This is a genomic window from Streptomyces sp. NPDC017676 (assembly GCF_044329325.1).
Taxonomy (GTDB): domain Bacteria; phylum Actinomycetota; class Actinomycetes; order Streptomycetales; family Streptomycetaceae; genus Streptomyces.
Window position 1 is genome coordinate 119,290 of record NZ_JBIRJA010000002.1, and the last position, 13,532, is coordinate 132,821.

Consider the following 13,532-nt stretch of genomic DNA (forward strand, 5'->3'; position numbering starts at 1 on the left):
AGCCGGTCTGGAAGGATCGCAAGGGGGAGTCGGTGTACGTAGCACACGGCACTCGAATCAGGGGCTGCTTGAGAAATCATTGATCTTTAGTGACGTATCATGGTCAAGAATTCATCCCGGGAAAACCGTCCTACCGGCGGAGGTTGATTAGATTCCCTCCGCGTCTTGCCGAGGGGATGGGGAATTTTCGTGGGTGAGTGGGCGAGATCCGGACAATGGCTTGAAAAGCTGGTCCGGCGGAGATCTTCTACGCGGATCTGGCTTGTTCTGATTGCATTGCTGGCGCTGATCGCGCCTTTCGCCGTGGCCGATCCGGCTTTGGCGGCAGAGGCAAAACGGGCTGATCACCTCATCAAGGCTCAGAAGGAAAAGTCCGTTCCGGTCATCGCTGTCCGCGGTCGCTCGGTCAAGCACCCGCGCATGAGGTCTTGGAATGCGGGCGCTGCCAGGCAGACCTGGCCGGCGTCGGGCGAAGCCGACACGGCACTGCCCCCTGCCGCGAAGAACCCGCACGAGCGTCCCGCGGCCACGGTCCGGGCCGGTCACCTACCGGTCTCCCTGGCGCCCGTGACGAACGGCCGCAACCCCGCCCCCGCCGGCACCAAGTTGCACGTGTCACTGCCCGGCCGGGCCACAGCCGGGAAACTGGGCGTACACGGCGTCGTCTTCACCCTGCGGGCGGACGGTGCCACGCCCGGCGGCCGAGCGCACGTCGGCCTCGATTACACGGACTTCCGCGACGCCTACGGCGGCGACTGGGCCTCCCGCCTCCACCTCGTACAACTGCCCGCATGCGCGCTGACCACCCCCTCCGCCGCCCACTGCCGCAAACAGACCCCGCTCGGCTCCTCCAACGACGTCCGGACCGAGACGGTCTCCGCCGACGTCACCCTGCCCGCACAGCACTCGCAGCAGCCCCTGCCGATGGTGCTGGCCGCCGTGGCCGGCACCTCCGGCGGCGGCGGCAGCTACGCCGCCACGTCCCTGGCTTCCTCGGGGCAGTGGTCGGCCGGCAGTTCCAGCGGTGCGTTCAGCTACTCCTATCCCGTCGCGCTGCCCGACGTCCCCGGCAGCCTGGCCCCGAGCGTGTCCCTGGACTACAGCTCGCAGAGCGTGGACGGACGGACGTCCTCCACGAACGCCCAGGCATCCTGGATCGGCGACGGCTGGGACTACGAACCCGGCTTCGTCGAGCGCAGCTATCCCGCCTGCTCCGACGACGCCGCGAACCAGACACCGAAGACCTCCGACCAGTGCTGGTCCGACGCGGCCGACACACTGACGCTGTCGCTGAACGGCTCATCCAACACCCTCGTCCACGACGACGCCACCGACACCTGGCACCCGCAGAGCGACAACGGCGAGAAGATCGAGATCAAGACCGACACGGTCAACGGCGACAACGACAACGAGTACTTCGTCGTCACCACCGCCGACGGCACCAAGTACTACTTCGGCCGCAACCGCCTGCCCGGCTGGGCCACCGGGAACGCCACCACCAACTCGGTGTTCACCACACCGGTCTACGGCAACGACACCGGCGAGCCCTGCCACGCGGCCACCTTCGCCGACTCCTGGTGCCAGCAGGCATACCGCTGGAACCTCGACTACACCGTCGACCGGCACGGCAACGCCATCAGCTACTGGTACACGCCCGAGACCAACTACTACGGCCGGGACAACTCCACCACCCCGACGCCGTACACCCGCGGCGGCTATCTGTCGAAGATCCAGTACGGCCAGTCGGACGGCAAGGTCTACGACAGCACCGCACCGGCCATGGCCCAGGTCCTCTTCGACACCGCCGAGCGCTGTCTGCCCGACTCCTCCTTCGACTGCGCCGCGTCGAAGATGACCACCGCGAACGCCTCGCACTGGCCGGACGTCCCCGTCGACCAGGTCTGCCCGTCCTCCGGCACCTGCGACAACCACGGCCCGGCCTTCTACACCACCCGGCGCCTGACGGGCATCCGCACCCAGGTCCTGGTCGGCACCGCCTACCAGGACGTGGACGCCTGGTCGCTGACCCACACCTTCCCGGCGACCGGGGACACCACCACACCGTCGCTGTGGCTGAGCCAGATCGTCCACACCGGCAAGGACGGCGGCAGTCTGGACCTGCCCCCGGTGCAGTTCGCCGGGCAGGCGCTCGCGAACCGGGTCGACGGCCTGGACGGCTACCAGCCCATCACCCGCTACCGGATGACCACCATCACCACCGAGTCCGGTGAGGTCATCACGGTCAACTACAGCGCACCCCAGTGCCACCGCGCGGGCACCCAGGTGCTGCCCTCCAGCGAGGACGGCAACACCTACCGCTGCTATCCGCAGTACTGGACGCCGCCGGGGCAGACCATGCCCCAGCTGGACTGGTTCAACAAGTTCGTCGTCAACACCGTCACCGTTCAGGACCCCAAGGGCCACGGCCTTCCCGTCCAGACCTCCTACAGCTACGTCGGCGACCCGGCCTGGCACTACAACGACGACCCGCTCACCCAGGCCAAGTACCGCACCTGGAACCAGTGGCGCGGCTACGGCACGGTCGAGACCCGCACCGGCACCGCACCGGAGAAGATCACCCTCTCCCGCGAGACCTTCTTCCGCGGCATGGACGGCGACAAGACCTCCACCGGCACCCGCAGCGTCACCCTCACGGACAGCACGGGCGACGACACGCAGAAGGACTCCGACTGGCTCGCCGGCCAGACCTTCGAAGCGCAGGCGTACAACGGCGACGGCGGAGCACTGCTGTCGGACGGCGTCACCGACCCCTGGAGCTCGGCCCCGACGGCGACCCAGTCGCGTACCAAGATTGGCCTCGACCCGCTGATCGCCCGCCGCGCCAACACCCAGCGGGTCCGCACGATCACCACCAAGGCGGACGGGACCAAGCAGACCACGGAGATCGACTACACCCTGGACAACTCCACCGGCCTGCCGACCGCCGTGGAGGACAAGGGCGACGCCGACACACCGGGCGACGAGACCTGCACCCGCACCTGGTACGCCAAGGACTCCGCCGGCGCCACGCTGCCCATGCCGCGCCGGGTCCAGGAGGTCTCGGTCGGCTGCTCGGCCACCCCGGCCTACCCGCAGGACCTGGTCAGTGACGACCTGACCTTCTTCGACAACGCCACCGACAACACGGCGGTCCCCACCAAGGGCGACGTGACGATGGTGCAGAAGGCCGATTCGGTGGCGGCCGACGGCACCGTCCACTACATCACCGCCCTGAAGAACACCTACGACGCCTACGGCCGCGAGCTGACCGAGACCGACGGCGACAACCGCACCACGACCACCGCCTACAGCCCGACCACCGGAGCGGCCCCGACCTCCGTCACGGTCACCAAGCCCAAGGTCACCGGACAGACCACCGGCTTCACCACCACGACCACCCTGGACCCGGCCCGCGGTCTCGACCTGAAGACCACCGACGCGGCCGGCTTGTCCACCACCAGCGCCTACGACCCGCTGGGCCGTCTCACCGCCGTCTGGAAACCGGGCTTCTCCACCTCCAACAACCCCAACACCAAGTACAGCTACAACCTCACCCCCGACACCACGTCCTCGGTCACCACCCAGACCCTCGACGACGACAACACCTATCGCACCTCCATCGCCATCTACGACTCGATGCTGCGGCCGAGGGAGACCCAGACCGCGACCGTCGACGGCGGCCGCACCATCACCGACACCGTCTACGACAGCCACGGATGGCCGGTCAGCACCTCCGACGCCTACTACAACTCCGGCGCCCCTTCCGCGACGCTGGTCGACGCACCCGACAACCAGACCCCCTCACAGACCGGCACCGTCTACGACGGCGCGGGACGCGTGACCGCGTCGATCGCCTACCACTTCGCCTCCGAGACCTGGCGCACCACCACCGCCTACCCCGGCTCCGACCGCGTCGACGTCACCCCGCCGGAAGGCGCCACGCCCACCACCACCTACACCGACGCACGCGGTCAGCTCGTCAAGCTGCTCCGCTACCACGGCAGCACTCCCACCGGTGCGGCGGACACCGTCAGCTACACCTACGACGCGGCAGGCCACCAGACAGGCCAGGACGACCACCAGGGACACACCTGGAGCAGCGGCTACGACCTGCTCGGCCGCCGCACCTCCCAGACGGACCCCGACACCGGCACCTCGTCCTCCGCCTACGACAACGCCGGCCAGCTGCTCAGCACCACCGACAACCGCGGCAAGACCATCGCGTACACCTACGACGAGATGGGTCGCAAGAAGGCCGAGTACGACATCACCGGCGGCGCCCAGCCGTCGACGGCCAACGAACTTGCGTCGTGGACCTACGACACGCTCAAGAAGGGCGAGCCGACCTCCTCCACCCGCTACGTAGGCGGCACCGGCGGCGCCGCCTACACGGACAAGATCCTCGGCTACGACAGCCACGGCTGGGTCCAGGCCACCGAACTCGTCGTCCCCTCCACCGAGGGTGCCCTGGCCGGGAACTACATCCACCAGAACCACTACAACCTGACAGGCACTCTCTCCAGCTACACCGACCAGGATCCGACCACCGTCAACCTCCCGCAGGAGACGGTCGCCTACACCTACGACGCCTTCGGCCGCCCGGTCGCCGTCGGCGGGGTCAACGGCTGGGAGTACGTCAACAAGCTCACCTACACCGAGTTCGACGAGCCCTACCAGTTCACCTACGGCACCACGGGCAACTTCGCCCAGCAGACGCTCACCTACGACGACCAGACCCACCGGCTCACCGGCTCCACCACCGTGACCCAGTCGGGCGCCGCGATCGCCGACCAGACCTCCTTCGCGTACCAGCCGTCCGGGAACGTCACCAGGATCACGGACAAGCTGGAGACCGGCCAGACCGACACCCAGTGCTTCACCTACGACTGGGCGCAGCGCCTGCAGTCCGCCTGGACAGCCACCGACGCCTGCGCGGCCTCTCCCGCCCCCGCGGCCTCCGCCATGGTGGGCGGCCCGTCACCGTACTGGCAGTCCTGGACCTACGATGCCACCGGCGCCCGGGCCACCCAGGTCGACCACGACACCACCGGCGACACCAGCCACGACGCGACGTCGAGCTACACCCCGTTCGCCGCGGGCAAGGGTCCTGCCCACGCCGTGTCCCAGGTGAACAAGGTGATACCGGGCGACTCGGCGTCCGACACCACCAACGCCTACACCTACGACGAGGACGGCAACGTCCACACCCGCACCACCCGCTCGGGCACCGACACCTTCACCTACAACGACGAGGGCCGGCTGTCCGGGCTGTCCTCCACCGGCAGCGCGGGCGACACGACATACCTGTACGACGCCGACGGCAGCCTCCTGATCCGCCGTAGCCCCGACGCCACCACCCTCTACACCGGCGACGAGGAGATCACCCTCAAGAAGAACGCCACCAGCTGTGACGGCATCCGCTACATCTCCCTCGCCGGGCAGACGGTCGCAACCCACTCCTCCGACGGCCACGTCACCTACCTGATCCCCGACCGGCAGGGCACCAGCACCCTGGCCGTCGACTCCCAGAGCCAGGCGGTCACCCGCCGCCAGTACAAGCCCTTCGGCGAGTCACGTGACCAGTCCGGAACCTGGACAGCGGGACAGCGCGGTTACGTCGGCGGCACCCAGGACGACAACACCGGTCTGACCAACCTCGGCGCCCGCGAGTACGACCCCACCATCGGCCGATTCCTCAGCCCCGACCCCCTGCTGGACCCCGGCTCACCACAGACCTGGAACGCCTACGACTACGCCGGCGACTCCCCGGTCACCGAGTCGGACCCCTCGGGTCTGTGCATGGCCGACCAGTGCGGCATCGGCTACCCCATCGGCGGCACCGGCACCAGCAAGAGCAACCCCAAGCGCTACGTCGACACCGGCCCCGTCGACCCCGGCGGCGCCGGCCACAACAGCGCCGTCTGCCACCACGGCCACTGCTCCGACGGCCACTCCATCGGCTACAGCGGCGGCAACATCAGCAAGAAGACCTACGACCCCCAGGCCGAGTCCCGCGCGGTCGCCCGCGCCAAAGCCACCGCCGACGCCACCGTCGCGGCGGCCAAGAAGCAGGCCGGCGGCCTCAAGCACCGCCTGCTGAACATGGTCGCCGACGTCATCGGCGTAACAGACGCCTACAACTGCTTCACCAAGGGCGACGTCATGGGCTGCATCAACACAGCCCTCACCGCGGTCCCGTGGGGCAAGGTCTTCAAAGCCATCAAGGTGGGCATCGAGGCCCTGGCGATCTGGCGCGCCCTCGACCGCGCCTACACCGCCGTCAAGGACGCCGAAGAAGCCGCACGACTCGCCGAGGACGCCCTCAAGGCCGAACACGCCATAGAAGAGGCCAGAGTCGCGGAAAGCGCCGGCACCGACGCCGCGGAAGGCGTGGCCTGCGCCGTCCACAGCTTCGTCGCCGCCACCGCGGTACGCCTCGCCGACGGCACCTCCAAACCCATCAGCGACATCAAACCCGGCGACACCGTCCTGGCCACCGACCCGCAGACCGGTGTCACGGCACCCGAGAAGGTCCAGCAGGTCATCGTCACCACGACCGACAAGGACTTCACCACCCTCACCCTCGACACGGCACCCACCCGCGGCCCGCCCCACCACACCAAGCACCACACCGAAACCCTCACCACCACCTGGCACCACCCCTTCTGGGACACCACCCACCACCGCTGGACCGACGCCCACGACCTCACGCCGGGCACGGAACTGCGCCAGCCCGACGGCACCACCGTGCTGGTCACCAAGGTCCACAACTTCCATCAGCACCACACCACCTACGACCTCACCGTCGGCACACTGCACACGTACTATGTGCTGGCAGGGGCGACACCGGTACTCGTTCACAACTGCGGTCCCGGTGGCGCGCAAGATGCAACAGAGCTCGTTTCCAAAAAGGCAGACCAGCGCTTTGCGACTAAGGAAGAGGCGCGCTCTGCGGCGCTTCGGGCTCACGGAGTTTCCGATGAGTCACTTGTGGAGACTCGAACGATTTACGGCAAGAACAACCCGAATCTGCGCGGCCCGAATGGTGAACCCTGGGAGCAGCTTGATGCTGTCAATGATGAGGGGGAGCTTGTCACGATCGACCACCATGCGAACGGCCACTATTTTGAAGACAACAATACGTACGCACTGCCGCATTATCATGGCCCGAATGGTGAGCACTACTTCTATGGGAGTCGCATATGGTGAGCCATGTTCAGGTGCTCAGTTCAGCTGAATTGAGTACTTTGTTGGCGGGCTTCAGTATTGCCCCGGATGTCGGGCCAAGTGCGCTGTGGCTGCCAGCGCATCCAGACAATGAAGCCATGCTGGTTGCTGAACTTAGTGCTGCGTGGCGTACCTTTGAGTGGTTTGCGCTGGGGACGTGGTATGCACCCGGTTCCTCCTCGCATGGGTCGAGTGGCTTTGCGAACAGATATCCAGGAATGACGCGCGAGATCATTGCTGAAAGCGTCATGGAGACACCGCGCGGCCTGAAGGTCCGTGCAGAGTGGTCCGCCCTAAATTCAGAATCGGCGGAAATTAAAAACTTCATGGCGTCTACCCGAAGGGCGAAGGGGAAGGGAATGTGTCTTGCACTCCTTCCGTCCGGAACATCGCCGCGTAATTGGTACGCGTTGTCGATGGGAATGGTAGGGCGTGCAGTACTGGCAGTAGAAGCTGAAGGTGACGTCCGACTAGAAGAGCTGCATCGGTCAGCCACATGGCAGTATCTTGCGGGATGTGCGGGCGTGGGTTGCGCATGTATAGTCCCTCTTGATCTCCATCCTTGGGGCGGTTATGTTGTCATAGCTGACAATAATCAGTTGATGCACCTTGCTCGACAATTTCGGCGGAGAGTGCGGGGACTTGCTCAGGTTGGATGGGAAGAAGTCATTCGTGGTGGTGGTGGACTGGCCCTATGATGATGGCGAATCGGCTCGCCCCGACGACCGTTGTGGGCAGTTGATGGAAGACCTAGAGATCAACTGATGTCCATACGCCGATTCGACTCGCTCGGCAAGCATTTGCTCGGGGCGCTTATTGCGGCCGGATGGAGCGCTGATAGGAAAGTTGACGTTGGTCAATGGGTAAAGCCGCTGGAGGGTGAAGGGTACCGGGCTCACCCGTTGGCTCAAGAAACACTCGCATCGGTGGGAGGGCTCTCCATCGATCCGATCAATCAAGTCGGCCCGAACTTCGGTAATGCGAGCCTTAGAACTTTGATCCCTTCGCCGCTGGATCAGGGCAGCGTGATCTGAGGATGTCTATAGGATTCGCGCCCGGAGACGTCCTCAGCATGCCGTTGCCCGATGGGCGGGGCGCGTACGGGGTGATGCTGACCACGCGTCCTTACATGGCTTTCTATGAGGACACGGCTGTAGTTGCGGACAAGCCGATCAGCTTCGAAAAAGGTCCATTGTTCATTGTTGCTGTTCATGCTTCGGCCTATTCGACAGGTCGATGGGGGCCGATTGTTGGTCGTGTCCTCAAGGGCAGTCTTCCGTCGGCGCCTGCGTTTTTTCGGCAGAACGTCCTCAATCTTGCCGACTGTGTCGTTGTCGATGCTGGTGGACTAGAAACGAAGGTAGCGCCGGAGGCGTGCGTAGGCCTGGAGCGCAGTGCTGTTTGGTCCGCTGAGCACATCGAAAGTCGAATCGCAGACCAGTATGCCGGCCGCCCGAATGTGTTCGTGGAGTCGATGAAAGTGAAGCTGTGAAGCTTCCTAAAGGTGGCCACTGTCCAGCCGCAGCCGACAGGTGTTCCGGTGGTGTACGACCGCCAGCGCATGAAGAAGTCATTCGTGGTGGTGGCGGACTGGCTCTATAGGAGGCAAACCGGCTTGCCCCACGACCGGCCGTTGTGATCGGCTGTCAGAAGACCCAGGGATCAACTGATTTCCATGATTCGATTCGACTCGCTCAGCAAGGATTTGCTTGGGGCGCTTGTTGCGTCCGGATGGAGTGCTGATAGGAAAGTTGACGTTGGCCAATGGGTAAAGCCGCTGGAGGGTGAAGGGTACCGGGCTCACCCGTTGGCTCAAGAAATACTCGCATCGGTGGGAGGGCTCTCCATCGATCCGATCAATCAAGTCGGCCCGAACTTCGGTAATGGCGAGCCTTACAATTTTGATCCCTTCGCCGCTGGATCAGGGCAGCATGATCTAGCGGAAGAGGTGGGCAGTGTTCTCGATGGAAGCTACTTTCCGATCGGTGAATGGCTAAGTTATTCGAGCGTATTCATCGAGGCTGGGGGGAGGGTGGTTGCTGCCGGTATGGGCTGGATTTGGGAGCTTGGGGCCACCTTCGAAGACTCACTGGAGTTGGCAGTCTGTGCGAATCGCCCGCTGGTCTGCCTGTATTCCGATCCGGGACTGGATCCTTGGCCGAGATCCGATGACAGTCAGCGAATCTCTGCCACGTCGAGCATCGTCAGGCCGGGCTTCTGGGCGGGTCGACGGCAGTAGCTGACGGCATGTCGGCTCAGTGCGTGCGCTGCGCGTGCAGATCGCCCCCATCGTCCCGGCGGGGCAGTCAGTCCCGGGTGTAGGCGCTGCTGTCGCGGCTCCAGGCGGTGGTGCCCCGCAGAGTGGCCCGTGAACGCCGGGTGACGCCGCCCGCCTCGTCGATGAGTTCGGTGGGAGTGCCGGTGAGGTCGGTGGCGATCGCGAAGAACCGCCGGTCGGTCTCCTCCTGGCGGTCGTCGGCCGTGAGGATGCGTTCGGTGTGGGACAGGGGCACGTCGGCGCGGTGGTCGCAGGGCCGCCTGCTCGGTCAGCGCGCCTCCCGCTCGGTATGGCGTCCGGGCTTCGGGGAATCAACTACCGGCCGGCCGAGGGCGGTTGATGATACAAGAGAAAGGTGATCAGGTCGGTGGCCGCGCGAGTCCGGTGAAGTGGCCTGCCCGGATGGACTTGGGGGGAATTCATGACGTTCGAGCAAGAATGGGCCGAACTGCGCGCGGCTGCGGCCAAGCGGACTGCCATGCAGATCGACAGCATCCCGGCCGACGGCGGTGGTGGTGGCGGCGGGAACGACCTGGTGGTCAATCGGGACGACCTCGGTGCCATCGGCAATGACGCGTACGACCTGCTCGGTCGGCTGGCGAAGGAGGGCGACATCGCCCGTTCCTCCACGTTCGACGCGGCTACGGCGCTGACCAACGGGAACTTCGTGAGCGGTTCGGCAGTGCTGAAGGTGCACGACTTCTGGCAGACCCACCTGAAGACGCTGCTGGACGCCTGCGCCCAGATTTCGAATCACCTCGATTACAGCAAGGCCCAGCACGCCAAGGACGAGGCGAAGGTCGAGGGAGATCTGAAGCGGATATCCGTGCTCACGGAATACATGAAATAGGGCTCGGGGGAGCGCGCGACATGCTGAAGTACGAGGACATCATCGACGCCCCGGTGGCGAAGCTGAAGGCCGCCGCAGACGACTGGTCGGAGATGGCGGGAAAGCTGGAGAAGCTCGCCACGGACGCCGCCGACGGGATGAAGGCGAAGGCGGACAGGGCGGCCTGGGAGGGCGTCAACGCAGGGGTCACCAGAGCGTTCATCGGGAAGACGGCCAAGGAGTTCGCGGATGCCGCGGCCGAGGCCAAGGGTGTGAAGCTGATCCTGGAAGAGGGTCACGCGGCCATCAAGAAGGCCAAGGACGACCTGGTCAACATCCGGGACCACGAGGGCCCCGCGGCCGGCATCCACGTGGACGGCAAGGGCAGGGTCACGGCGCGGAACCCGTTGTCCGGGATTCCCGCGGCGCGGCACGACCCCGACTACAGCGAACTTCTGCAGCAGGAGAGGCGGAACATCGAGTCGTGGCAGAAGAGGATCGACCTCATCGTCGACAACTGCAACGACACCGACCTCGCCCTCAAGAACACCCTTGAGGCCAACGTCACCGACCGTAAGGACTTCAGCGCTCCGACGTATACGAAGCTGGACCAGGAGGAGGCCGCCCGCGCCGCCGCTCTGGCGGCCAAGGGCAGGGACATCACCCACGTCGAACTTCAGCAGCTCAACGAGCTGCTGAAGGACAACAGTTCATCGGTGGAGTTCTCCAAGGACTTCTACGAGAAGCTCGGTCCCGAGAAGTCGCTCGCTTTCTTCGGTCAGCTCTCCACAGACACGTACGAGTACGGCAAGGTCGACCCGGAGCGTCTCAAGGACGTCCAGGAGCTCCAGAAGAACCTCGGCCTCAACCTGGCCACCGCCTCCCATGACAAGCAATTCACCGACACGTGGGGTCCGGAGCTCCGCAAGTTGGGTACGCAGCGCATTCCGCTGGCCAAGAACGACTACGGCGGGCCGTTCGGATACCAGCTGCTCGGCGGGATCATGCGGTACGGGAACTACGACGCGAAGTTCCTCAACCCGATCGCCGAACACGTGGCGCAGCTGCACGCGAAGGACCCGTACCTGTTCGCCGACAACAAGGTGGTGAACAGTCCGTTCAAGAACCCGTTCAACCCCTCCGGGGTGAACGGGGCCGGCTACGACCCGGCCACCGCCATGCTGGAAGCGCTCGGCAACAGTCCCGAAGCGGCGAAGAAGTTCTTCACCGACCCTCCGACCGCGTACAACGAGGACGGCACGGTCAACCGCGGTGCCACGGCCGACCTCGGAAAGAACAAGGACGGCGCGGCGATCGACAACTACCTCGACTTCTTCAGCAACGAGAAGTGGGAATCCTTCCCCGACGTCAACTCGCTCGACGAGAAGGAGCTCAAGGCGTCGCTCGACCAGATGCCCGACGCCCTCGGCCACGCCCTGGAGGCTGCGACCCTCGGTTACCCGGCCGGGCACCCGGACGACGGCGTGGTGCGTGACGCGGACAACGCCGCGGTCATGCAGAAGGTCATGGAGAAATACGGTGCGGACCCGGGTCTGCTCAAGGAGCACCACCAGGCGATGGCCGACAGCCTGGGCGTCATGGGCGCCGGCTACATCGACGACATCAACTGGGCACTGGACAAGAACGATCCGGACAGCGTGTTCGCGCCGGGCAAGAATCCGGATGGGCACCTCGACTTCGCGGACACCGCGGACGGGAACGGGCGGAGCGTCGTCCGGGGGTTCCTCAGCACCCTGGGCCAGCACCCGGACGCCTACGCGACGGTCTCGACCGCGGAGCAGGTCTACACCCGCAGCGCGCTGGAAGAGACCGTGGGCCCGGACGGAAGGATCAGCGAAGGTGCTGCCAGGGCGACCGTGCGCGTGGGCGCCGAGGTGCAGGGCATGCTCGACCAGTCCCGGGCCGACCAGGTGGAGGCGACGAACCTCAAGACCCACGAGGACTACGAGAAGGCGGTCGCCAAGCGGGCGGGCTGGGTGGAGTTCGGGGCCGTGGCGGGTGTCGCGGCGGGCGTCGCCTTCCTGCCCGCGACAGCGGCCGTGGGCACGGCCGCGGTGCTCATCCCGCTGGCGACCGACACCGCCAGTGGCGCTGTCGAACAGGTCATCGGCCAGATGGTCGGCGACGTCTCCGACAGCACGGTGGATGAGCACAAGGAGAAGATGGAGGAGCTCACCAGGGAGGACAAGACCAAGATCTACTCCGCCGGTGAGGGCATGGCCGAGGCCCCGATGGAGGACTTCCTGCGGCACAACGGCGTGGACACCAACAGCGATTTCGGTCAGGACTTGCGTGAATCGATGCTGACCGGCTACGGGGTCGGCAACGACCGGGAGAACCAGCAGGGCAACGACCCGGAGACCGGCTGAGGCCGGTGGACGGCCGAGGACACGTAAGGATGCGGACAGTGATGAATCGTAGGTCGGCACGCGGGGGACTTTTCTCCGCGGCCGTGGCCGGCTCGTTGTTCCTCGGGGCCACGGGTTGTGGAGGGGGCGGAGACGTGGACGGGACTCCGAAGACTCCGAAGGACTACAAGGTCGTTGCGGGGACACAACTCTGCGGTGGCGATGCCGTGTCCGCTGACGCGGCCAAGGCACTGAAGGTGATCACGGGGTCGTCGCGGTACGAAGCGTCGGCGAAGAGGTACACCGTCGCGCAGGCCGCGGCGGACCTTGTCGAGGCATTCTGGGATCCCGAGCGGTATCGCGGGGACGTCTGCCGTGTTTACACGCCCATCGGCACGCCGGATTTCGAGCTCAGAATCACCTGGAGGAGGGTCGACGGCGCCCCGACGGGCACCCCCGCCGCGAAGTTCACCGTGCTGAAGATGGGGGAGCGGGCCCTGGCGGCAGCGGACAACGCGAACGTCCAGTTCGCTTGCAGAAGCGACAAGTTGGCCGGCTCGTCAGGAGTGGCCCACATCGTGATCGGCGTGGAGCGCGGGGGTATGCCGAAGGAACCCGAGGGCGACATCGAGGCGTTGAAGGACGCCTACGCGACCGTGGCCCATTCCTTCTCGCTGGCCATGGCCAAGGAACTACGCTGCGAGAAGAACGGCCGGCTCCCCGCGAAGCCCGTGCTGAATCCCGCGTAGCCGCTGACGAACGCGGAAACGAGCATGATCTGGCGGCCCTGTTCTGTCCGGGGGAGGGCCGCCTGCCGTATGCGGTGAGC

Annotated in this window: 8 protein-coding genes and 1 pseudogene; 8 read left to right on the forward strand and 1 reads right to left on the reverse strand. The window is 65.6% G+C overall.

The genetic code is table 11. The features are described 5' to 3' along the window. Window positions 1–420: 420 nt before the first annotated feature. From ACH4LD_RS04925 to ACH4LD_RS04945, 5 genes are all read left to right on the forward strand, one after another. Entirely contained in the window at window positions 421–7,209 is a 6,789-nt protein-coding gene (locus ACH4LD_RS04925; RefSeq protein ID WP_398054503.1) for an RHS repeat-associated core domain-containing protein, read from the forward strand. Next, window positions 7,203–7,925 (forward strand): hypothetical protein, encoded by a 723-nt coding sequence (locus ACH4LD_RS04930; RefSeq protein WP_398054502.1) that lies wholly within the window; start codon window positions 7,203–7,205, stop codon window positions 7,923–7,925. Before ACH4LD_RS04925 ends, ACH4LD_RS04930 begins: the two co-directional genes overlap by 7 nt. A gap of 66 nt (window positions 7,926–7,991) precedes the next feature. After that, window positions 7,992–8,261, forward strand: a complete 270-nt coding sequence (locus ACH4LD_RS04935) for an SUKH-3 domain-containing protein (protein WP_398054501.1) — start codon at window positions 7,992–7,994, stop codon at window positions 8,259–8,261. A 38-nt stretch (window positions 8,262–8,299) separates the two neighbouring features. Then, a complete protein-coding gene (locus ACH4LD_RS04940) occupies window positions 8,300–8,719 on the forward strand; it encodes a hypothetical protein (RefSeq protein WP_398054500.1) in 420 nt (139 codons plus the stop codon). Between the two features lie 183 nt (window positions 8,720–8,902). Beyond that, the gene (locus ACH4LD_RS04945; RefSeq protein WP_398054499.1) at window positions 8,903–9,466 is read left to right on the forward strand and encodes an SUKH-3 domain-containing protein; all 564 of its coding nucleotides are present in this window, start codon (window positions 8,903–8,905) and stop codon (window positions 9,464–9,466) included. 76 nt (window positions 9,467–9,542) lie between these two features. Here the strand turns inward: ACH4LD_RS04945 and ACH4LD_RS04950 are convergent. Beyond that, window positions 9,543–9,755 (reverse strand): annotated as a pseudogene (locus ACH4LD_RS04950) (hypothetical protein); the annotation flags it as partial. Between the two features lie 171 nt (window positions 9,756–9,926). On the opposite strand from ACH4LD_RS04950, the gene ACH4LD_RS04955 reads away from it, so the two are divergent. From ACH4LD_RS04955 to ACH4LD_RS04965, 3 genes are all read left to right on the forward strand, one after another. Further along, window positions 9,927–10,355, forward strand: a complete 429-nt coding sequence (locus tag ACH4LD_RS04955) for a hypothetical protein (RefSeq protein WP_398054498.1) — start codon at window positions 9,927–9,929, stop codon at window positions 10,353–10,355. A gap of 20 nt (window positions 10,356–10,375) precedes the next feature. Then, window positions 10,376–12,724 carry a hypothetical protein gene (locus tag ACH4LD_RS04960; protein WP_398054497.1) on the forward strand — a complete coding sequence of 783 codons (2,349 nt, stop codon included), beginning with the start codon at window positions 10,376–10,378 and terminating at the stop codon, window positions 12,722–12,724. Between the two features lie 134 nt (window positions 12,725–12,858). Beyond that, window positions 12,859–13,452: a hypothetical protein gene (locus ACH4LD_RS04965; RefSeq protein ID WP_398054496.1), complete on the forward strand. Its 594-nt coding sequence runs from the start codon at window positions 12,859–12,861 to the stop codon at window positions 13,450–13,452. Window positions 13,453–13,532: the final 80 nt, after the last annotated feature.

Excerpts from the sequence above, each read along its gene's own strand:
- ACH4LD_RS04925 (WP_398054503.1), top strand. The coding sequence starts at position 421 with ATGAGGTCTTGGAATGCGGGCGCTGCCAGGCAGACCTGGCCGGCGTCG.
- ACH4LD_RS04930 (WP_398054502.1), top strand. The coding sequence starts at position 7,203 with ATGGTGAGCCATGTTCAGGTGCTCAGTTCAGCTGAATTGAGTACTTTG.
- ACH4LD_RS04935 (WP_398054501.1), top strand. The coding sequence starts at position 7,992 with ATGTCCATACGCCGATTCGACTCGCTCGGCAAGCATTTGCTCGGGGCG.
- ACH4LD_RS04940 (WP_398054500.1), top strand. The coding sequence starts at position 8,300 with ATGCCGTTGCCCGATGGGCGGGGCGCGTACGGGGTGATGCTGACCACG.
- ACH4LD_RS04945 (WP_398054499.1), top strand. The coding sequence starts at position 8,903 with ATGATTCGATTCGACTCGCTCAGCAAGGATTTGCTTGGGGCGCTTGTT.
- ACH4LD_RS04955 (WP_398054498.1), top strand. The coding sequence starts at position 9,927 with ATGACGTTCGAGCAAGAATGGGCCGAACTGCGCGCGGCTGCGGCCAAG.
- ACH4LD_RS04960 (WP_398054497.1), top strand. The coding sequence starts at position 10,376 with ATGCTGAAGTACGAGGACATCATCGACGCCCCGGTGGCGAAGCTGAAG.